Origin of the sequence: Acinetobacter genomosp. 15BJ (assembly GCF_000400715.1) — a bacterium.
GTDB lineage: Bacteria > Pseudomonadota > Gammaproteobacteria > Pseudomonadales > Moraxellaceae > Acinetobacter.
In genome coordinates this window covers 145,098-166,156 of sequence record NZ_KE007345.1, presented here as the reverse complement: position 1 = coordinate 166,156, position 21,059 = coordinate 145,098, and the positions used below count along the sequence as shown (strand labels likewise).

18 protein-coding genes are annotated in these 21,059 nt (G+C 40.7%); 11 read left to right on the top strand and 7 right to left on the bottom strand.

Going from position 1 to position 21,059, the window contains the following annotated elements; translation table 11 throughout:
- The first annotated feature begins 359 nt into the window (after positions 1 to 359).
- Positions 360 to 1,622: a putative DNA modification/repair radical SAM protein gene (locus tag F896_RS18485; RefSeq protein WP_016162238.1), complete on the top strand. Its 1,263-nt coding sequence runs from the start codon at positions 360 to 362 to the stop codon at positions 1,620 to 1,622.
- Positions 1,623 to 1,624: 2 nt separating this feature from the next.
- Positions 1,625 to 2,416: a TIGR03915 family putative DNA repair protein gene (locus F896_RS18490; protein ID WP_016162237.1), complete on the top strand. Its 792-nt coding sequence runs from the start codon at positions 1,625 to 1,627 to the stop codon at positions 2,414 to 2,416.
- A gap of 50 nt (positions 2,417 to 2,466) precedes the next feature.
- On the opposite strand, the gene F896_RS18495 is transcribed toward F896_RS18490, so the two are convergent.
- Complete coding sequence (locus tag F896_RS18495) at positions 2,467 to 3,879, bottom strand: DASS family sodium-coupled anion symporter (protein ID WP_016162236.1); 1,413 nt, start codon at positions 3,877 to 3,879, stop codon at positions 2,467 to 2,469.
- Between the two features lie 519 nt (positions 3,880 to 4,398).
- On the opposite strand from F896_RS18495, the gene F896_RS0119570 reads away from it, so the two are divergent.
- From F896_RS0119570 to F896_RS18505, 3 genes are all read left to right on the top strand, one after another.
- The gene (locus tag F896_RS0119570; protein WP_032881983.1) at positions 4,399 to 4,599 is read left to right on the top strand and encodes a hypothetical protein; all 201 of its coding nucleotides are present in this window, start codon (positions 4,399 to 4,401) and stop codon (positions 4,597 to 4,599) included.
- Between the two features lie 196 nt (positions 4,600 to 4,795).
- Complete coding sequence (locus tag F896_RS18500; protein WP_016162235.1) at positions 4,796 to 5,212, top strand: lysozyme inhibitor LprI family protein; 417 nt, start codon at positions 4,796 to 4,798, stop codon at positions 5,210 to 5,212.
- A 120-nt stretch (positions 5,213 to 5,332) separates the two neighbouring features.
- Positions 5,333 to 6,433: an HPP family protein gene (locus F896_RS18505; RefSeq protein ID WP_016162234.1), complete on the top strand. Its 1,101-nt coding sequence runs from the start codon at positions 5,333 to 5,335 to the stop codon at positions 6,431 to 6,433.
- A 73-nt stretch (positions 6,434 to 6,506) separates the two neighbouring features.
- On the opposite strand, the gene F896_RS18510 is transcribed toward F896_RS18505, so the two are convergent.
- On the bottom strand, positions 6,507 to 6,776 hold the full coding sequence (locus tag F896_RS18510) for a PspC domain-containing protein (RefSeq protein WP_004804053.1): 270 nt from the start codon (positions 6,774 to 6,776) through the stop codon (positions 6,507 to 6,509).
- 345 nt (positions 6,777 to 7,121) lie between these two features.
- Between F896_RS18510 and F896_RS18515 the strand changes: the two genes are divergently transcribed.
- Positions 7,122 to 7,793 (top strand): hypothetical protein, encoded by a 672-nt coding sequence (locus tag F896_RS18515; protein ID WP_016162233.1) that lies wholly within the window; start codon positions 7,122 to 7,124, stop codon positions 7,791 to 7,793.
- 66 nt (positions 7,794 to 7,859) lie between these two features.
- Here F896_RS18515 and F896_RS18520 read toward each other — a convergent pair whose 3' ends face one another.
- Positions 7,860 to 9,683 carry an acyl-CoA dehydrogenase C-terminal domain-containing protein gene (locus tag F896_RS18520; protein ID WP_016162232.1) on the bottom strand — a complete coding sequence of 608 codons (1,824 nt, stop codon included), beginning with the start codon at positions 9,681 to 9,683 and terminating at the stop codon, positions 7,860 to 7,862.
- 238 nt (positions 9,684 to 9,921) lie between these two features.
- On the opposite strand from F896_RS18520, the gene F896_RS18525 reads away from it, so the two are divergent.
- On the top strand, positions 9,922 to 12,249 hold the full coding sequence (locus F896_RS18525; protein ID WP_016162231.1) for a hypothetical protein: 2,328 nt from the start codon (positions 9,922 to 9,924) through the stop codon (positions 12,247 to 12,249).
- A 62-nt stretch (positions 12,250 to 12,311) separates the two neighbouring features.
- Here F896_RS18525 and aroE read toward each other — a convergent pair whose 3' ends face one another.
- Positions 12,312 to 13,100: a shikimate dehydrogenase gene (gene aroE, locus F896_RS18530; protein WP_016162230.1), complete on the bottom strand. Its 789-nt coding sequence runs from the start codon at positions 13,098 to 13,100 to the stop codon at positions 12,312 to 12,314.
- Between the two features lie 58 nt (positions 13,101 to 13,158).
- Positions 13,159 to 14,640, bottom strand: a complete 1,482-nt coding sequence (locus F896_RS18535) for a MocR-like pyridoxine biosynthesis transcription factor PdxR (protein ID WP_016162229.1) — start codon at positions 14,638 to 14,640, stop codon at positions 13,159 to 13,161.
- A gap of 114 nt (positions 14,641 to 14,754) precedes the next feature.
- Between F896_RS18535 and F896_RS18540 the strand changes: the two genes are divergently transcribed.
- Positions 14,755 to 15,210, top strand: coding sequence for a GNAT family N-acetyltransferase (locus F896_RS18540; protein WP_016162228.1), 456 nt, complete (start codon positions 14,755 to 14,757; stop codon positions 15,208 to 15,210).
- Between the two features lie 41 nt (positions 15,211 to 15,251).
- On the opposite strand, the gene hemF is transcribed toward F896_RS18540, so the two are convergent.
- On the bottom strand, positions 15,252 to 16,193 hold the full coding sequence (hemF, locus tag F896_RS18545; protein WP_016162227.1) for an oxygen-dependent coproporphyrinogen oxidase: 942 nt from the start codon (positions 16,191 to 16,193) through the stop codon (positions 15,252 to 15,254).
- A gap of 131 nt (positions 16,194 to 16,324) precedes the next feature.
- Positions 16,325 to 16,927 carry a GTP cyclohydrolase II gene (ribA, locus tag F896_RS18550; RefSeq protein WP_016162226.1) on the bottom strand — a complete coding sequence of 201 codons (603 nt, stop codon included), beginning with the start codon at positions 16,925 to 16,927 and terminating at the stop codon, positions 16,325 to 16,327.
- Positions 16,928 to 17,233: 306 nt separating this feature from the next.
- Between ribA and dxs the strand changes: the two genes are divergently transcribed.
- From dxs to F896_RS18565, 3 genes are all read left to right on the top strand, one after another.
- Positions 17,234 to 19,129, top strand: coding sequence for a 1-deoxy-D-xylulose-5-phosphate synthase (dxs, locus tag F896_RS18555; protein ID WP_016162225.1), 1,896 nt, complete (start codon positions 17,234 to 17,236; stop codon positions 19,127 to 19,129).
- A gap of 133 nt (positions 19,130 to 19,262) precedes the next feature.
- Complete coding sequence (locus F896_RS18560) at positions 19,263 to 20,093, top strand: inositol monophosphatase family protein (protein WP_016162224.1); 831 nt, start codon at positions 19,263 to 19,265, stop codon at positions 20,091 to 20,093.
- 74 nt (positions 20,094 to 20,167) lie between these two features.
- On the top strand, positions 20,168 to 20,737 hold the full coding sequence (locus F896_RS18565; protein WP_016162223.1) for a shikimate kinase: 570 nt from the start codon (positions 20,168 to 20,170) through the stop codon (positions 20,735 to 20,737).
- Positions 20,738 to 21,059 lie beyond the last annotated feature (322 nt).

Genomic DNA, 21,059 nt, shown 5'->3' with positions numbered 1-21,059 from the left:
AGGTGCAAAAAAGCGACAAATATAAAATAGATGGGAACACCTGCATAGAAGGGTGTTTGGATCAAACAGCGCCAAATTTGTGCTTTACTAACAATCAGTTTTTGAGTGAATGGTTGAGCAAGTTTTTGAAGTTTGGGTTTCATGATTTTTTAAATCTTTAATTATTTCAAATTCTTATGTTTTTCCATGAAGTTAATCAAGCTATTACATTGAATTATGTTAAGTTTTGGTCATAACAAATCCTCGATCCATAACTATACGTCAGCTCATGACGTATTGCATCTGACATGCTCTTAATTTCACAACTTTGAAATGCTAATTTTAAAACGATATTCTCTGTTCTCCTCAGGTCGTTTGAAATGTCTGATCGCATTCGTGAAAAGCTGCAAATTTTAGCGGACGCTGCCAAATATGATGTGTCCTGTTCATCCAGTGGCAGTGACCGTAAAAATAAAGACAAAGGTCTAGGTGATGCCAGTCGGGCAGGGATTTGTCATAGCTATACCGAAGATGGACGTTGTGTTTCTTTGCTGAAAATCCTGTTTAGCAATGTCTGTATCTTTGACTGCGCCTATTGTGTGTCACGCCGTTCCAATGATGTGAAACGGGCGGCATTTACGGTACAGGAAGTGGTTGATCTCACCATCAATTTTTATCGACGTAACTATATTGAAGGGCTGTTTCTGAGCTCAGGTATTTTTAAGTCGGCCGACCACACTATGGAACGCATGCTTCAAGTGGTCAAGAAACTGCGTCTGGAAGAGAATTTTAACGGCTATATTCATCTCAAAACCATTCCGGGAGCTTCACCTGAGTTGATTCATGAAGCGGGTTTGTATGCCGACCGCATGAGTATTAATTTAGAAATGCCAACCGAGGTCGGTTTAAAAGCCTTTGCCCCTGAAAAATCACATCAAGAAGTACAAAAAGATTTGGGACTGGTTCGAGATCGCTTGATTCAACTTAAAGATGAGCGTCAGATTATCAAGCATGTGCCAAAATATGTCCCCGCAGGGCAGACCACACAGATGGTGGTTGGTGCACATCAGGAAACCGATCAAGATGTATTATTCATGGCAGATCGCCACTATAAAGAATTTAAATTAAAGCGAGTCTATTTCTCGGGCTATATCCCGATTAATACCGAGAATAATTACCTACCTGCGGTGGGTTCTACACCGCCTTTACTTCGTGAAAATCGACTTTATCAGAGTGATTGGTTGATGCGTTTTTATGGTTTTCAGGTCAATGAAATTGTCAATGAACGATTCCCGCATCTAGATCTGGATGTCGACCCGAAACTCAGTTGGGCATTACGGCATCCAGAGCATTTTCCAGTTGATTTAAATCGTGCTGACTATCATATGATTTTACGCGTGCCTGGCATTGGGGTGAAATCTGCCAAGAAAATTGTACAGGCGCGTCGTTTTGGCAAAATTCATGTAGATTTATTAAAGCAGTTAGGTGTGGCCTATTCACGTGCACAGTATTTTATTCGTTGTGAAGACAGTCCTCGCTTTCAGAAAGAACTTTCTGCTGGTTTTATTCGTCAGCAGATTTTAACCCAAGGCTCATCTAAATATATCAAGCCACTTTCACCTCAGTTGAGCTTGGGGTTTTAACAATGTCGAATGGGCAACTAAGCTATTATTTTGATGGTTCAATGGCAGGCTTACTGAGCTGCGTATTTCGTGCTTTTCAATTTAAAGAGTTTCAGGTTCAGCTTTGTTTATTGAATGCAGCACAACATGGCTTGTTTTCTGAAGTTATTGAGGTTTCGAGTCATGAGCAGCATGCACAGCGGGTTTGGTCTGCTTTACAACAGAAACTGTCTAAAGCGGCATTAAAGCAGATTTATTTTGCTTCTCTATCTGAGTCACTTGATGCCTATCAGCATTTATTTAATTACTGTATTTATGTCTTTCAACAGCAGCATTCTATAGAAAAAGATTATTTACATCCGAGTGTGTTGGCGATTTCGCAGTGGACCAAAAAAGTAGGGCGTGAAAAGCATCGGATGGAAGCTTTTGTACGGTTTAAGAAAACCACAGATGGGCTTTTTTTGAGTTTAGTTCGACCCGATTTTAATGTATTGCCATTGATTCAGCCGCATTTTAAACGTCGATATCAGGATCAGCGTTGGCTGATTTATGATGAACAGCGCAAATATGGACTTTATTATGATTTGAACGATGTCCATGAGATTGGTATGGATGCAAATGAGATTGATCGTAATATTCACAATGGCGGCAGTCAAAGCTTTCAACTGCAGCTTGATGATCAGGAGGTTTTATATGATCAGCTTTGGAAAGATTACTTTAATAGTATCAATATTAAAGCACGTCAAAATATCAAATTACATGTGCAATATCTGCCGAAACGTTATTGGCGTTATCTGAATGAAAAATATGTTTGAGTAACGACGTATCTATTTAAAATATAAAAAAAGCGCCGAAGCGCTTTTTATTAGAGAAAGAATAGATAAACAAAACTTGAAATGAGCGCAACACAAAGCACATTGAGGATAATGCCGACTCTCATCATCTCACTTTGCTGTACAAAGCCCGTACCAAACACGATCGCATTTGGTGGTGTCGCAACAGGCAGCATAAAGGCACAAGAAGCACCAATACCAATGACGATCACTAAAATTTCTTTAGGCATCCCCATTTGATCGGCAATGGCCGCAAATACAGGGACCAGTAGCGCAGCGGACGCTGTATTGCTTGTAAATTCGGTTAAGAAAATAATAAATGCAGCCACAATAATAATGATCACTAAAGGAGAGGTATCGCCAAAGGCATTGGCTAAGGTCTGACCCAGTACTAAAGAGGTTCCAGAGTCTTTAAGGACAGCACTTAGGGTTAAACCTCCCCCGAATAGCATTAAGACCCCCCAATCGGTATTGTCAGAGATGTCCTTCCATGTCGCAGTTCCTAAAATTACAACTAAACATGCTGCACTCAAGGCCACCCAAGTATCTGGCTGACTAACCCCAAACATTTCGCTGATACTTTTACTGAAAATCCAAGCCATTGCCGTACCAATAAATAACAGCATGGTGGCAATACGCATTTTAGTCCAAGGAATATCTTCTGTTTTAAACTCAACTTTATGATTGAGTTTTGGACGTAATGCCAAATACAGGCTCACTAACATGGCAGGTAAGATCACTAGCATCATCGGCAGGCCGATTTTCATCCAGTCGGTAAAATCATAGCCCAGTGCTTTGGCAGCAATGGCATTCGGCGGAGAGCCGACCAGCGTTCCCAAACCGCCAATGCTAGCAGAATAGGCAATTCCAAGTAGAATAAAGACAAAAGTCTTACGTTCTTTGGCGATATCTAAATGTGATAATAAGCCTAGTGCCAAAGGAAGCATCATCGCTGCTGTCGCAGTATTAGAAATCCACATCGACAAAATGGCGGTAACGATAAAAATTGTCAGAACGGAAAGACCTAAATGCCCTCGGGACATAGAGATAATCCACATGGCAATTTTGCGATCAAGCTTTTGGATATGCAGTGCTGTTGCAAGTGCAAAGCCACCAAAAAACAGAAAGATAATCGGGTCAGCAAAAGTGCTTAATGCCTTACTGGTACTAATAGGCACCAGCTCACCATTGCTGTCTGAGGGCATTCCGATCAGTACAGCCAAAACAGGTACCAGCAGGGCGGTAATGGTGATGTGAATTGCTTCTGTTAGCCACAAAATGGCAATAAACAATAAAAGACTCAAACCTTTATTGGCATGTTCATCATAAGGTAAAATTTGATAGAGACCCAAAGATAGCAAAGTTGCAATGCTAATAATGATCCAGCCTTTTAATAGACCTTTGGGCATTGCATTGGTTGGGGTTTCCAAGTGAGGTACATTCATACAATATCCTTATTAAAGCGTGAAGATACAACCATTTTTAAAACGCTTTGATGTGCTAAATGAAATAGAGAATAAAAAATAGGCATTAAAAATTAAAAGAAGCCTAAGCAAATCAGCAAAATAGAAGTAACTTAAAACAGAGTCCGTGAACTCGCCGTCAGATCATATGGGCTCCTAAATCATGGGAAATAAAAATAACAACTGGCTCGACGGTGGCTAGAGGTATTTTGCTTATGCTGGGTGTTCATTACACACATGTTGTTGAAAGTATCAATAACCCTGAAAAAATCAAAATGATAGATACATAAAGACATATCTTTTATTTAAATATGACCTGAATTAGTAAAAATGAATTATCCCAGTGGTTCGATTTGCGTATGGTTAAAAAAATACAATTTAAATACGCCTTAATGGCACCTGGGCGTATACTTTTGCATCGAGTAGAACTACGCGATTCCAGATAGCGCTGGTGTGGCGCATGTGATTAATAGTTAAAACTGGAAGCGTCTGCAAATCAAGGTGATCGCAAACGTCAATTCGACAGAACTTGCGAAAAGCCATTTAGTGGTTAATGCAGCAGCAGATACCGTTTTCCTTAATGATACACAAGTAAAAACCATTGTAGAGCTGGATTTAAACAATCTAAAAATCAAGCAGATTATTCAACTCAATTGCGTAGCAAATATCTTTACATGGTTGGATGTGGCAAAAGTTTCTTAACACTATCATTTTGAATAAGCAGCTCATGATTTGAGCTGTTTTTGTTTAATAAATATCTATAATGTTTTGATCCATTGTTGTATGGTTTTATAACAAGAAGAAGGTAAAAGTTTATCCGCCACAAAGTTTTAAAAATAGGCCGTGTATATTTCTTAGAGACTATTTTTGGAAGATGATTAAAACAAAGAGCAGATCCATGACTAAATTAATGTTCACAGTTGTATTGCTTGCAATGACGTGTTTGAGTGCTCATGCTTTTGCCAAAGCACAGGATAAAACCACTGATCCCTATAGCCAATGTGTTGACGAAACCATTCAAGAATTAAAGTTGGGTAACATCAATAATGCAGTGGTGGAAATCTGTAGTACAAGGGCTAAAACACGCTATACCAAACAGATCGTACAATTACTGGATCAAATTAAAATTCAGAGCAAGCAATATAAGCAGCCTGAACGATATAACGACATCATGAAATCACAACAGCTCTGGAAAAATTTTGTAGATCAAGAGTGCCGGAATGCAGGTGCTTATATTGGTTCACCGATGTATGAATTTTGTCCGATGCAGAAATATGCAGAGCGAGTGGAGCAGCTAAAAGAATATTTAAATTAATGAGATTTAGGCTGAGCAACTTTAGTTATTATTTAAAACTGTAATTTAAATACACCTTAAGCCGGAGTAAGCGTATACTGCTGCATCGAGTAGAACCACGCAAATCCAGCAAGGTGCATTGTGAGCTTGACCCAATCAGACTGGCTAAATTTTCTAAAACCGAATTATAAAGTACTGCCTTTAAAAGAGAGGATGCTCTCTGGTCTCGGGGCTTTATGTGGTTTGGCGATTTCCTCCTTGATTAGCTGGTATGTCCTAGGTGGCATGAATGCATGGTATATCGCCCCGATGGGTGCATCTTCTGTGCTGCTATTTGCAGTACCCAACAGTCCGTTGGCGCAGCCTTGGAATGTTATTGTGGGTAATACGCTTGCAGGATTCATTGGCGTCGCCTGTACACAATACCTACCCGATTTAACCAGTGCTTTTAGCGTTGCGGTTGGGTTGGCGATATTCTTGATGATGACAACAGACTCTTTACATCCACCCAGTGGTGCAGTGGCGATTACTGCGGTATTGGGGGGAGAAGCAGTCCATCGCTTGGGGTTCCATTTCATTTTGTACCCAGTATTACTGAACTCGATTTTATTATTGTTGTTTGCAGTGTTCTTCAACCGGTTGATTGGACGCTATTACCCACTCACCGCCCATGTGAATGAGCGATCTAAAGACCCGACACCCACCCAGAAAGTCTCGATTCAACCGAAAGATATTGAATATGCTTTAGAGCATCACACTGAACTCTTGGATATTAGCCAGTACGATTTAGAAAAAATTATTTTAGAGGCACAATCGCATGCCAACGAGCGCTTGATTAACTCATTCGTCTGCCAAGATATTATGAGCCGAGATGTGATTAAACTGCATGAGCATGATGACATTCATCAGGCCTTAGACAAGTTCAAAGCAGTGAATTTAATGAGTTTACCAGTGGTGAATGCGGAAGAGCATTTGGTTGGGACTTTGGCCTTATATGAAGTGGTTGAATGGTTTAAGGGTGCAACAGATCCAAGAAACTCTTGGCAGCATTATGTGCGACAAATCATGAGCCATAAAGTCGTGACGGTCAGCCCTACGCAGCCAATTCAGGATTTGGTGCCTTACTTTGTAGAAAAGTCATTCAACTATATTCCCGTGATTGAAGAACAGCGCTTGATTGGGATTATCAGCCGTGCGGATATGATTGCGGCTTTGCAACAGTTACTCAATCGTCAAGCCTAAATTTTAGGTAAAAAAAAGCTACGGTTGGATTAGGGGTAATTTCAACCGTAGCGACCAAAAAGGTAACCGAAAATTAACGTTTTATGCCTTGGTCTTCATACACTGTTTTTACAGGTTGTGAATAACCTTGTACGTGATCAATACGCGCTTGCTGCTGTTTTGGAATCACCAACCATAAAATCAAATAGACTAAAATACCCGGGAAGGCTGCACTCATGAGTGAGATCACAACAAAGATCAGGCGTAATAAATTTGCGTTCCAACCAAATCGTTCCGCAATACCGCCCATCACACCAGCGATCATGCTTTGTTGGTTTGAGCGATATAAACCAGAGTTGGCCATCGAGTTTTTCTCCTTAAATTCGTGAAACAGCAGTAAAAAATTAAATTATTTCAGTTTAGGATGCTGTTAATTAAGAAATAGGGTCGAACTGAGTTTTTTAAAGTTTAAACAGATGGGAAATTAGTTAAGTTGTGTAAATCCTTGATGGAAAAACCAACAGTATCGCCTAAAATGCACCGAATTAAAGCATACTGCTTTGTCAATTTGCTATTTCAGTCCTATCGCATTGGCTATTACCCATTTGGGGAATAGACGAGCACGGCAATGATCCCTATATTTTCCGAGCTTCGGGGTCTGTTTGTGAAAAGCACGCGATAACGATATTGATGTTAGAGATTTATGAATATGCAGTTCAGGTTATTCTTACAGTATGTGAGTGTAGGAGTTCTATTGAGTCTTGGTTTGAGTGCTTGTGATAGCCATCATCCCGAGCCAATGAAGCAACAAGCCCAGATGCAATCGAGTCGTAATGCGAGCGAAGTACTGGCCGATGAACAGGAGCCAGTTGCATCTGATACACAAGGGTTGTCATTGACCCAAGTGGCTGGTCAAGCAACATTGCCGTATTCTGCGGATCGTAAAAATAATTTGAGTAAACCTTCAGAAGCCGATTTGGTGTATGCGGGTCGTTATCATGCGCGTATTCCATGTAGCGATGCATTTGCGGGCTGTGTCAATAACGAGAAAGAAGCAGAATATATTCTGAATTTAATGGATGATGGCTCTGTATTCTGGACCAATACCAGTTTTAGCCGCCTTGGCTCAGATCCGTCACGTAATATTGCCAAGATTGAGCAGACCTGTAAGCAGGTCCAGTGGCATGTGCATAAAGAACTGAATGAAATTATGATTCGCTGTGATGCTGCGGATGTTAACTTGTATTATCAAGTCAGTCCGAATCAGGACTTGGTGATGGATCTGGATAAGATTTGGAATGGCGATAATGGGCGTAACCGTAAGTTTTTTAAAGAGTATCCATTCCCAGAACAAGCCTATGTGTTTAAGAAAGTTGAATAATAATCTGTATTCAAAATCAAAAAGAGCGCATTAAGCGCTCTTTTTGATTACAGTGTCGATTAGTAGTTAGTAGTCGAAGCTGAAGTGTTCAGGTGCAAGTGAAGTCAAAGTGCGAGAGGTTGATACCATAGATTCTGCATGTCCTTGCGCACGAGGCAATAGACGGTCGAAGTAGAAATCTGCAACTTTGATTTTTGCTTTATAGAATTCAGGTGTTTCGATGCCATCACCTGCTTCTAATTTCTCAGAAGCAATCACTGCTTGTTGTGCCCAGAAGTAAGCCATCATCACATAACCAGAGAACATCAAGAAATCAACAGAAGCTGAAGAAACGATGTCACGGTCTTTGCGTGCAGCAAGCATGATACGGACAGTTAGGGTATTCCATTGTGCGCAAAGCTTAGTTAAGTCCCAAGCAAAACGACGCAGATACTTGTTACGTGCATGTGCAGCGCAGAACTTTAAGATTTCAGCAGTATAGTCACGAACAACTTTACCTTTTGAGCTTAAAAGTACTTTACGACCAATTAAGTCGAGTGCTTGAATACCTGTGGTACCTTCGTACAAGGTTGAGATACGAGCATCACGTGCGATTTGTTCCATACCCCATTCACGGATATAGCCATGACCGCCGTATACTTGCATACCGTGGTTTGCTGCTTCTAAGCCAAGCTCAGTCAAGAAGCCTTTAAGAATAGGTGTATAGAAACCAAGTTTGTCATCATAAGCTTCATATGCTGCTTGATCGCCATTGACCAATGCATCTGTCATTTTGTCTGCAAGTTTTGCAGCATGATAGATCATTGAGCGGCCGCCTTCAGCAATTGCTTTTTGCGTTAACAACATACGACGAACATCAGCATGGTGAATAATCGCATCACCTACACGCTCAGGCTCTTTCTTGCCAGAAAGGGCACGCATAGACATACGGTCTTTTGCATACGGTAAAGCACCTTGGAACGAAAGTTCAGCGTGTGCAATACCTTGAACTGCTGTACCGATACGAGCAGTGTTCATAAAGGTAAACATGGCATGTAAACCTTTGTTGATTTCACCGATCAGGTAACCTGTTGCATTGTCAAAGTTAAGCACTGCAGTTGCAGAGGCTTTGATCCCCATCTTGTGTTCGATTGAACCACAAGAAACAGTATTACGCTCACCTACGCCACCATCCGCAGTTGGGATGAACTTAGGTACGATGAATAAAGAAATACCACGTGTACCTGCTGGCGCATCTGGAAGGCGAGCCAATACGATGTGAATAATGTTATCTGTTAAATCGTGCTCACCTGCAGAGATGAAGATTTTAGTCCCAGAGATTTTGTAGGTGCCATCAGCAGCAGGTTCTGCTTTAGTTTTAACTTGACCTAAGTCTGTACCACATTGTGGTTCAGTTAAGCACATCGTGCCTGACCAAGTCCCTTCAACCAGTTTAGGCATATAGGTATTTTTTTGCTCATCTGTACCAAACTGCATGATCGTGTTCATACAGCCAGTACTTAAACCTGGATACATGGTGAATGACCAGTTCGCCGTTCCCATCATCTCAGATTTGATCAGGTTTAAAGACATCGGCAAGCCTTGACCACCAAACTCTTCTGGATAAGAAAGACCTTGCCAACCACCCATGACGAATTGGTCATACGCTTCTTTAAAGCCTTTTGGCGTTGTCACTTCGCCGTTGTTAAAAGTACAGCCTTCTTCGTCACCTGATTGATTGAGTGGAGAAAGTACGTTTTCGCAATAATCTGCCGCACCTTCAAGAATCATATCAACTGTTTCAGCATCCGCATTTTGACCACTTGTCAAAGTTTGGTAATGTGCTGGATAATCTAACATTTCGTTCATTAAGAAACGAATATCACGGAGCGGGGCTTTATAAGCTGGCATAATCTTAATCCTGTATTTGAATCATTTTGGATTATCTGTTTCGATACTTTGATTATTCATAATGGTGATAAAAATACATTGATAACCACTAGGGAAAAGAATGTCAGAAAAGCGAATTTCCTAAAAGGGAGATTTGTAAAAAATCACTTTTCTATTGGTCTCAAAACTGATTTTAAACGTGAAAAGTACTCAATTTTATACTTGAAAATATAATGATATAAAGGTGTTTGGTAAAGCTATGCGTATAAAATATTTAACTTTATGCTTAATGGGTCTAAGTCTTTCTGCATGTTCACAACATGTCATTAAAACCAATTCAGCATCTACTAATCTGGAACAGAAGGCAATTAATAGTATTAATGCGATGTATGAATATCCAAGCTATGATTACCGTGGCAAATTTAATATTCAGGTTGAACCGCAGCAAAATAACACAAATACCAAAGTAGACAATGCACCTTTAGATGCAGTGCTCAAACAAAAAGTTGATCAGTATCTACGAGATCAAAAGGTTAATTTAAACAGTAAACAGAAACAGGCGTTGTATGTTGCGCTTGAACAAGAACAAAAAAGCTATGGTCAATCTAAAGTCGATAAGTTCACCCAAATTATGGCCAATGTTCTCAATGACATGCAGTTTGAGTATGATGGTTCAGTGCATTATCGTCAGAAAATGGGCTCATTTAACCTGACAGCACGTTATGAAAAGCCAACTTTGCTGGTACAAGCTAAAATACCGATGGTATTAGATTTAAATAACTATAAGTTTTATATCAATTACTTTGCTTTGATGCCCTATTTAGTCAATAAAGATAGTCAAAATAATCTGGCTTATTTAGATTTTTCCAAGTATCAGGATATGTTCAAGCAAGTGGATTACAAGAAATTTGCTGAATATGTGAAAGCTTCTGGCGCTGTCTATTACCGTCTTGCAGATCAAAATAACATTCAAGCCCTATCGGTTTCTTCTGCTGATCAAGCAGCTGGTGTGGTCGAGAAAATCCGTTTAAAAAGCTCAATTGAAGAACTGATTTTACAAGCCAATTTGTATAGCAAGGTCAATGAAAAATACTTCATGCAAAGTGTTCTCAATATTAAAGAAGAGAATCTTGAGAAACTGATTGCCAATGAAGTTGATGCTGCAAGCTCATCTAAATCAACTAAAGCCGCTTCATTGTTGGATAAGAAAGATTCGGCTGATGATGCTAGTGTGGTGAGCCAAGAACTGTATCGGTTGGTGAATAAACATTTTGGTGTTGAAGATGCCGAAGAAGATTATGCTGATGAGAGCGCAGATGCGGCGGAAGATGTAACACAAGCAGCGCAGAAGGCCTATGCCGAGGCTGCTGCGGATGATAGTACGGTTGATGCCACTGTCGCTGAAGATGAACAGGCGGGTTTAACTGAGGAGCAATGTACAGCCCTGCAAAATACGCCGAAAATCACATATGGTGATGCGCAATATTGCCAAAGTATGTATGACATTGATGTCTTTGGTGAGCAGAAAGCAGAATCTGGTTTCTTGAGTTATATCACTAAATTACAAGCTGTCGAAAAACAGTTTGCTGCATATGATCAAAATCAATTTATTGATGATCAGGCATTTAAGGCGCTTTGGATTAAGCATCAAGCGGATATTGCAAAAGCATTGCCACCAGTTGAGAAACGAAATCCATTTGTTATGGATGTCGGCTTGGATGCTCAAGGGCGTGCGGTTAAATTAGACTATGATTTGAACTATGGCTTATCTGAATTGAAGTCACGGTTTAGTGTCAAAGCAGATATGTTGATTTCAAATTATGGCAAAGCCACCCCAATTGATCAGGCACAATTGAAACGCGCGAAGAGTTGGTCAGAAGCAAGCAAAGGCTCGATGCTGGAACAAGCAGTGAACAGTTTCTCTGAGAAATTAGGTCAAGCAGGGGTTCAAGAACGTTCAGCAGAACCATATACCATGTCTTTGGAAGATCAACTGAAAGTAATTGCGGAACAACGCTATGATGCAACGCATGCTTATGATCAAACCTATAAAGCAGTATTCATTGCGAAATTGACAGAAAGTGCACCACAAATTGTACAGCGTTATTCAAGTCAAGAGCTGCAAGAAATTGCTACTGTATATGCATACTGGTATGCCAATGAAGAGGTTTATAATCCAAAAGGGAAAGCCCTGCAAAGCATTGAAGCTTTACAGAAGAAACATCATCTTGAAAACGAAGATCAGTTTGATGACAAACTGGGGCAAGCAGTGAATCGTATTGTACTGGATGCTATGCGTGGTGATACAGATCGCCAAGCGTGGAAAAAGCTACAAGCGCAATATAAGCAACCACAGCAGTTATTTGCCAAGCAATATCAAATCCAGTTCGAACAAGAGAATGGCGCTTCAAGTGAGGAAAAAGTCTTACTTGGACAAACCGCAAATATCTTAGGGCAAGTGTATGTGGATGCCCGTAGGAATAAATTGTCTGAAAAGTCGATTCAGTCTTTAAAAATCGAGCATAACGAATTTATTGATTATGAGATTTTCAAAGAGGTTTATCAGAAAATGCTGACAGTTAAATAATTTCTTTATCCTTCATAAAAAAACCTGCAAAGTGCAGGTTTTTTATTTTTGTGCTTTGAAGATTATAAAAAGTCTTTTAGTTCTGGTTTTACCCCGTTCCAGATCGAAAATGCTTCAATTGCTTGGCCGACCAGCATACCGAAACCATCAGTAGAAGGGATTTGGCGTTGTTTGGCCTGATCTAGAAAGCTGGATGGTTTGCCATAAGCCATTTCATAAGCATGATGGAACACTAAGCTTTCAGGCAGTTGTAGTGTATCTCCAGTTAAACTTGCGGATGTCGCATTAATCACAAGATCAAATTCACCTGTCAATTGATCTAAGCCAATGGTTTTTAGCTCTGTTTGCGGGACTGCATCTTTTAAATCTGCATGCAATTGCTCAGCACGGGCGAGGGTGCGGTTAGCAATAACAATCTGTTTTGCACCTGCCTGTACCAACGGATAGATCACACCACGGGTTGCACCACCAGCACCTAAAATTAAAATACGGCTCTCTTTAAGTTCCCAGCCCAACGCCTGAATTGCTGCAACTAAGCCTTGGCCATCGGTATTATCACCATACAGTTTGCCGTCCTGCATCCACAACGTATTTACTGCTTTGGCGATCTTGGCACGTTCAGTCAGTTGGTCGCAAAGAGCAAAGGCTTGTTCTTTAAAAGGTACAGTTACATTCATGCCGATGCCGTTATGCGCAAAGAAATCTTTGGCGACATTTTCAAAACCATCTAAGGGTGCAAGGATTTTTTTATAGTGTAGGTCGACCCCAGTTTTTGCTGCGAACGCATGGTGAAGTTCAGGTGAGCGGGATTGTTCAATCGGATTTCCAATTACAGCAAATTGTTTGGTCATGAGTGATCAGTATGCTAGAGAGTGGTTAAAGTTTATAAAGTTATTGATCTGATCGCAATCAGATCATGGATACTTTGATGGCTTCAGCCAGCTTTTGAATATTGCGCCAAATTTCATCAGGTTGATGTGCCGCATAACCAAATAAGACTGCGCTTTGGGAATCATCGGTTTGGCAATATCGAGAAAGGGGTTGAACCGCTAAATCAACCTTTAAGCAGTAAGCAATAAACTCTTGTTCTGTCCAATCTGGATTTAACCAACAGAGTAAATGTATTCCAGAGTCTGTCACCTGAATCGTTAAAATATCTGCGAGATACGTTTGGATCGCGTGAATTAATACCTGTTGACGCTCATAACATGCTTTACGGATTTTGCGGACATGCCGTGCGTAATGGCCCTCTTGGATAAAAAGACTTAAAGCAACTTGTTCTAAATAAGAACATTGGCTGTCAATTTGCTTCTTTGCAAGACTAAATAGTTCGATTAATGCCTCTGGTATCACCATAAAGCCTAAGCGAAACTCGGGGAACATCATTTTGGAAAAGGTACCTGAGTAAATCACACGTTGCTGATGATCTAATCCTTGTAAGGCTTGAATAGCACGAGAGCCATAACGAAACTCGCTATTATAATCATCTTCAAAAATCCATTTTTGCTGTTGCGCAGCCCACTCCAATAGCATTAAGCGGCGTCTTAAACTCAATGTACCGCCTAATGGAAAATGGTGTGAGGGTGTTGTATAAACCAGTTTACTTTGTGCATGATTTTGAATGATATCTGGAATATTCATCCCTTCATCATCACTTAAAATGGAGTGTATTTTTGCTCCAAAACTCTCAAAAACTGCTAAAGCTGCATCATAACCTGGTTCATCCATGCAGACTTGATCCTGCTTCTGCAATAAGGCGAAAGCGGTTAAATGGATGGCTTGTTGGGTTCCGTTCACAATCAAGATTTGCTGTGTTGTGCAATTTAAGCCGCGTGTTGAACGGACATAGTCACAAATTGCTTGTCGTAGGGGTAAATAACCACGAGGGTCATAAGCTTGCCCGAGTTGGTGGTATGACTGTCGCCAGGCTCGGCCAAGCAGTTTTCCCCAAAGTGAGTGTGGGAAAAGATCAACACATCCGACACCCACATGAAACACTCTTTTTTCTTGTGATGCTTGCTGTAATTGCCAAGTTTTAAGAAGTTGTGCAAGGTCTCGATTAATATCTAATTTTTTAGTTGTTATTGAAGAGTTGATGGTAGGTTGGGTTGGTACTTGAATGAGTTGGTCGGGGATGACCGCGCTGACGTAGGTTCCAGAACTTGGTCTGGTGATGAGGTAACCTTCATCTAATAATCGCTCTAATGCTGCTAAAACGGAATTACGAGAGATGGACATCATTTCTGCTAATGTGCGACTTGATGGAAGTTTTGTTCCAGCATGGAGCCTTCCATCTAGAATGGCCGTATGTAAGGCTGTGTATAAGGCGTCTTTAATGTTGCCTTGAGCTAAGACCAGATGGGGGAAATGTGCAGCAGATGAATTTTTCATTTCTCGTAAACTGGTACTGTCAAATAAATCAAAACTGTATCTTATAAACCATCCACAATCAAAACTACACTGTTAACTCTCATTTCCAAGACCATAAAATTTAAGGAAAATTTCATGCAGCATCAAGACATCCAAGTGACTCCTGTGCAACAAGATGATTATCAACAGTGGATACCATTTTGGCTTGCCTATCAGAATTTTTACAAGGTGGAACTGTCTAGCACCATCACACAAACCACATGGCAACGTTTTTTTGACCAAACCGAACCTGTCTATTGTGCGGTTGCAAAACAAGGAGATCAGCTTTTAGGTTTTGTACATTATGTCATTCACCGTTCAACTTGGGCGAAAAATAGCTATTGTTATTTAGAAGATTTATTCGTTTCACCAGCGCAAAGAGGGCAGCAGATCGGAAAGCGATTAATCGAATACGTGCAGCAACAAGCAAGGGAGCATCAGTGTGATCGCTTATACTGGCATACACAGGAAACGAATCATACTGCACAGAAACTCTATGACTGGATTGCAGAAAAGCCAGGGATCATTGAATATCGGATGCGTTTAGACTAAGAAAAAAAGCCAAAGCAGATGGTTGCTTTGGCTTTAGATTGTTAGGCATTCAAACCTAACCAATCTCTTGGTTTTAGATAATAATCGGTAAGGCGCTTTTCTGCTGAGTCCTCATCCCACTCAGGGCGATATGACCAGCCTGCCAAATTCGGTAAACTCACGAGGATTGACTCGATACGACCACCTGTTTGTAGGCCAAACAAGGTACCACGGTCATAGACCAAATTATATTCGACATAACGACCACGACGATACAGTTGGAATTCACGCTGAGCTTCAGTGTATGGCTGCTCACGGTGCTTTTCAAAAATCGGTAAGATCGCTGCTAAATAACCGTTGCCTACAGCTTGGATATATTTAAAGCAGGTTTCAAAGTCCCATTGATTTAAATCATCAAAGAATAAACCACCGACGCCACGCTGCTCATCACGATGCTTTAAGTAGAAATAATCATCACACCATTGTTTATGTTCAGCATAAACATTTTCGCCAAAAGGCTGACACAGGTCATAAGCAGTTTGATGCCAGTTGAGAACATCTTGCTCATCTGGATAAAACGGGGTTAAGTCAAAGCCACCACCAAACCACCACACTGGATCCTGACCTTCAGGCTCCGCGACAAATAAGCGGACATTGGCATGCGAGGTCGGAATATTTGGGTTTTTCGGGTGAATCACCAGTGATACACCCAAAGCTTGTGCTTTCGCCCCAGCGATTTGAGGATGACGTTCAGTCGCAGAAGCAGGAAGTTTGCTGATATTGATGTGGGAGAACATAACCCCACCTTTTTCAATCACTTCACCATTTTGCAAAACACGAGAGCGACCACCGCCACCTTCGGTTCGTTGCCAATCATCAATGATAAACTCAGCGGTACCACCGCCTGCACGTTCCTGCTGCTCTAGTCCTGCACAAATCCGTGCCTGTAGATCGAGTAAAAACTCACGAACACGTTGAATATCAACTGAAGTGGGATGCTGCATGATGATCCTCTGAAAGTGATCTAGGGATTTTTTATATCAAAACACAAAACCCATAAAAAAAGTAAGGGTTTTTTATTTTTTACAATAAAAACCCTTTAACTGATTTATTTTTAAACGTTTTGAAAAATGAATTAAAAGTCATCTTTTTTATACAGATGATCCATACGCTCACGTTTGGTTTTTAAATATTGTTCATTGAAAGGATTGCGACCTACCGTTAATGGAACACGCTCAACCACATTGATGCCGAGATCAGTTAAGGCTTTTAATTTAAGCGGGTTATTGGTTAGTAGTTTCACTTCTTTAATCTGAAGGTGATCCAACATAATGCTACACATATCATAACGACGCGCATCGGCAGGCAAGTTCAATAACAGGTTCGCATCAACGGTGTCATGTCCTTGATCTTGCAAGGCATAAGCACGAATTTTATTGGTTAAACCGATACCACGACCTTCTTGACGAAGATAAAGAATCACGCCTTGACCAGCTTCATTGATTAAGCTTTGTGTGGCTTGTAGTTGCGGTCCACAATCACATTTTAATGAAGCGAAAGCATCGCCAGTTAAGCATTCTGAATGGATGCGGACAAGTACAGGCTGGTCTGGAACCGTTTCTAAACCTTTAGATAGCGCCACATGTTCTTCACCTGTTGCAGGGTCTTGAAACACGGAAATATTGAAGTCACCAAAAGCGGTGGGTAGCTTTGATGTTGCAATAAATTCAATCGGCACAGAGAGCTCACTATGATAATAAAAACAGTTCGAGTATAGCCTAATGTATGAAGATTGCGTGAACTGGAATTTCTGATTTTTCACATAACTTTTTCTTTTTCATACAAAGCACACAATAATGGTTGATAAACAGTGACATAATTCAGGATAATCTACGGGTCATTCTTTAAAATTTGCATGAGAATGTTCAGCACTACATCATTCGCACGTGTGGCTGATTGAAGGTAGATCATATTTAATTGTATGATTGCCCCCATTTAAAACCCAGCTTCGGACTTGCCAGGCTTAAAAAGGCTTTGCCACATTATGTTGTATACCGAAATTCCAACTCAGCGCCCTGTTACGCCATTGTTAGATGATATCGATCATCCACAACAATTACGTCAGCTCGAGCAAAGCCAACTCGCACAAGTGGCGGATGAGTTGCGTCAATATATTTTGTATGCGGCAGGGCAAAGTGGCGGTCACTTTGGCGCAAATTTAGGTGTAGTCGAACTGACCGTTGCGCTGCATTATTGTTTTAATACACCAGACGACCGTTTAGTGTGGGATGTGGGTCATCAAGCTTATCCTCATAAAGTACTCACTGGTCGTCGTGATCGAATTACCACGATTCGAAGTAAAGATGGTTTGGCTGCATTTCCAGCGCGTGATGAATCTGAGTTCGATACCTTTGGTGTTGGACATTCATCTACCGCGATTTCTGCTGGTTTGGGCATGGCCTTGGCGCGTCGTTATCAGCAAAATCCGTGCGACGTTGTTGCAATCGTTGGTGATGGCGCAATGACTGCGGGCATGGCTTTTGAAGCCATGAATGATGCAGTTGCACATGATGCGGACTTAATTGTTGTATTAAATGACAATGATATGTCGATCTCGTGCAGTACAGGTGGTTTTGCCAAACACTTGGCTGCGATTTGGGAAACGGGTCAATTGGTCAATGTTAATGAACAAGGTGAAGCCTATGTTCAGCCACATCCAAAGTGGACCTATAACTCTCGTTTACACCAATCTGCGACAGATGCAGCTGATAATTTATTTAAAGCAATTGGTTTTGATTATTTTGGGCCATTTGATGGTCATGATGTGGATCAGTTGGCGCAAGTCTTCCAAGCACTGAAAAAGCGTAAAGGTCCACGTCTGGTTCATATTTATACTAAAAAAGGTAAAGGATTCGCGCCAGCGGAAGCAGATCCGATTACCTATCATGCGATTACCAAAATAGCACCTACAGCGTCTGCGCCTGCAAAAAAATCACCGCCTAAATATTCAGATGTATTTGGGCAATGGTTATGTGATGAAGCAGCTCAAGATGATCGCTTACTTGCGATTACCCCAGCGATGTGTGAAGGTTCTGGTATGGTGCAATTCGCACAGCAATATCCAGAGCGTTTCTTTGATGTGGCCATTGCAGAACAGCATGCAGTGACTTTAGCTGCAGGTATGGCTTGTGAAGGTCTTAAACCCGTTGTTGCAATTTATTCAACCTTCTTACAGCGCGGTTATGATCAATTGATCCATGATGTTGCCTTGCAAAACTTGGATGTTACCTTTGGTATTGATCGTGCAGGTTTAGTGGGTGAAGATGGTCCAACCCATGCAGGTGCTTATGATTACGCCTATATGCGTACCGTACCTAACATGGTGATCATGGCACCGAAAGACGAAAATGAATGCCGTCAAATGCTACATACAGCTTATCTCTATAAAGGGCCAACGGCAGTGCGTTATCCACGTGGCGTAGGTACAGGCGTTGAGATTCAACAGCAAATGACAGCGATGGAAATTGGTAAAGCTGAAATCGTTGCTGAATTTAATGTGGATGCTGAACAGCAGATCAGTATTCTTGCATTTGGTAGCCGTGTTGCGGCATCTGTAGAAGCAGCTCAGCAATTTGCGAACAAACACTCGATGGGTGTACGTGTCGTGAATATGCGCTTTGTGAAGCCTTTAGATGAGCAAATTCTTCGTGATTTGGCTCCACGGACCCAACTCTTTGTAACCGTAGAAGAACATGCTGTGATGGCTGGTGCGGGCAGTGCTGTGAATGAGTTCTTAGCACATGCGAAGATTCTTAAGCCAATTTTGAACATTGGTTTGCCAGATAGCTTCTTACATCAGGCAACCCATCAGCAAATGTTGCAAGATTGTGGTTTAGACAGTCAGGGAATTTTAACTTCAATTGAGCAAGCTTGGTTTTAATCTATAAGCTCATGTAAAAGCGAAAATAATTTTTCGCAACATTTTTCCCCTAAAAGCGCTTATATTTGCTAGAATATACGCGCTTTTATGCATTATTCTTTGTCAAAATCTTCAAATTTGTAGTGGGTGTTCAATGGAACCTATGGTGGTTATGGCTGCGCGTGCGGCTCAAACAGTTGGTCAAGAGCTTTTAAAGGCACATCAAAATCGTCATAAACTCGATTTGCAAGTTGAAGAAAAAGGCATCGATGGTCCAGTAACACGTGTCGATCGTTACTTGGAACAACTTACAATTGATACCCTCCGTAAAAGCTATAAAAACCACAGCTTCCTTGGCGAAGAGTTTGGTATGCAAGAAGGTAAAGGTCACGATGCAGATTGGTGCTGGGTGATTGATCCTTTAGATGGCACACAAAACTTTATTAATGGTTTTCCACATTTTTGTATTTCGATTGCTGTACAACATAAAGGTATTACTCAACACGGTGTGATCTATGATCCTGTGCGTGATGAATTATTCTCTGCAAGCCGTGGTCGCGGTGCAGTGATGAACCAACGCCGTATCCGTGTCAATGTAAAAGAAAGCTTAGAAAACACTTTCCTTGCTGTTGGTCATCCATACCGTGCAAAACGTAATGGCGAAATCGTTTCTTATGCAGAACAGCATTTTGCTTCATTATTGGCTGTAACTAAATCTGGCGCACAAATCCGTCGTGGTGGTTCAGCTGCACTTGATTTGGCTTATGTTGCTGCAGGCCGTTTTGATGGTTTCTTTGAACTTGGTTTAAAACCATGGGATATCGCTGCTGGTGAGTTGATTGTGAAAGAAGCGGGCGGTGTTATTGTTGATGCTCGTGGTGGCAATGATTCATTGGATAATGGGCAAGTTATTGCTTGTTCACTTAAAATGTTAAAACCATTGATGCAAACAGTAGTTCCTGCTTGGGGCGATGCTGCAAAATAATTTGCCGAATTCTAAAAAAAGCCCTCAATATTTGAGGGCTTTTTTATGCGTTATTCGAAATAAGGTAAAATCAATTGCTGATCTATTTTATTGGTCCAGGTGGTGCTGATAAGACTACGGCAGCCAAGTTGCTCTCGGCGGAGTTTGGTTTTGACTACTATGATTTAGATGAATATTTTATGCAGAGAGAAGGAGACATTACTCAGTACATTATTCAACATGGTTATAAAGAATATGCTGCGCGTAACATTCAGCTTTTTATGCAGCTTCAAATAAAATACGATTTGAATAAAATAATGATCATTGTATGTTCTTCTGGATTTATGACCTATCCCTATGATACTCACCAAGACTATATAAAAATCAAAGATGAAATAGAGAGCCATATTTTTACTTTTTTAATGTTACCTTCACTCGTATTGGAAACATGTGTCCAAGAAATCGTAGCAAGGCAAATGAGTCGAGTTTACTTGAATCCTGTTCGAGCAAAAGAAGAATTAAAGCTTAGGCAGAGATTTCAGTTTTATTCGAATTTGAAGAGTCGGTTACTTTTGATGGATCAGATTCCTGATCAAGTTGCTGCAAATGTGAAACAAATACTGGATACCCTTAATAAAGTAAAGCAGGGATCTAATAAATCTTAGTTTAACTATACAATAAGAATGTTAAAAAATGAGGAGGTATAATAAAGTTTTAACTTGCTGATAATTATGTTTATATTGAAATATAAATTATTTTAAATGCGTTGTTTTGAGGTCGTCATTATCGTCTAGATACAAATAATAAAGGTGACGAAATAGAAAAACCTATTAAAAAGGGTGACTTTTAAAATTATTCTGCTATAATCCGCCCACGCACTTAAATTCCAGTTCATTACCTGAACATTCAGTTCTATTCATTATTAGCGCACGCTGTCCGTAGAGAGGACCACATCTTGCGCCCAAATCGCTTAGCGATTCTTCAGGT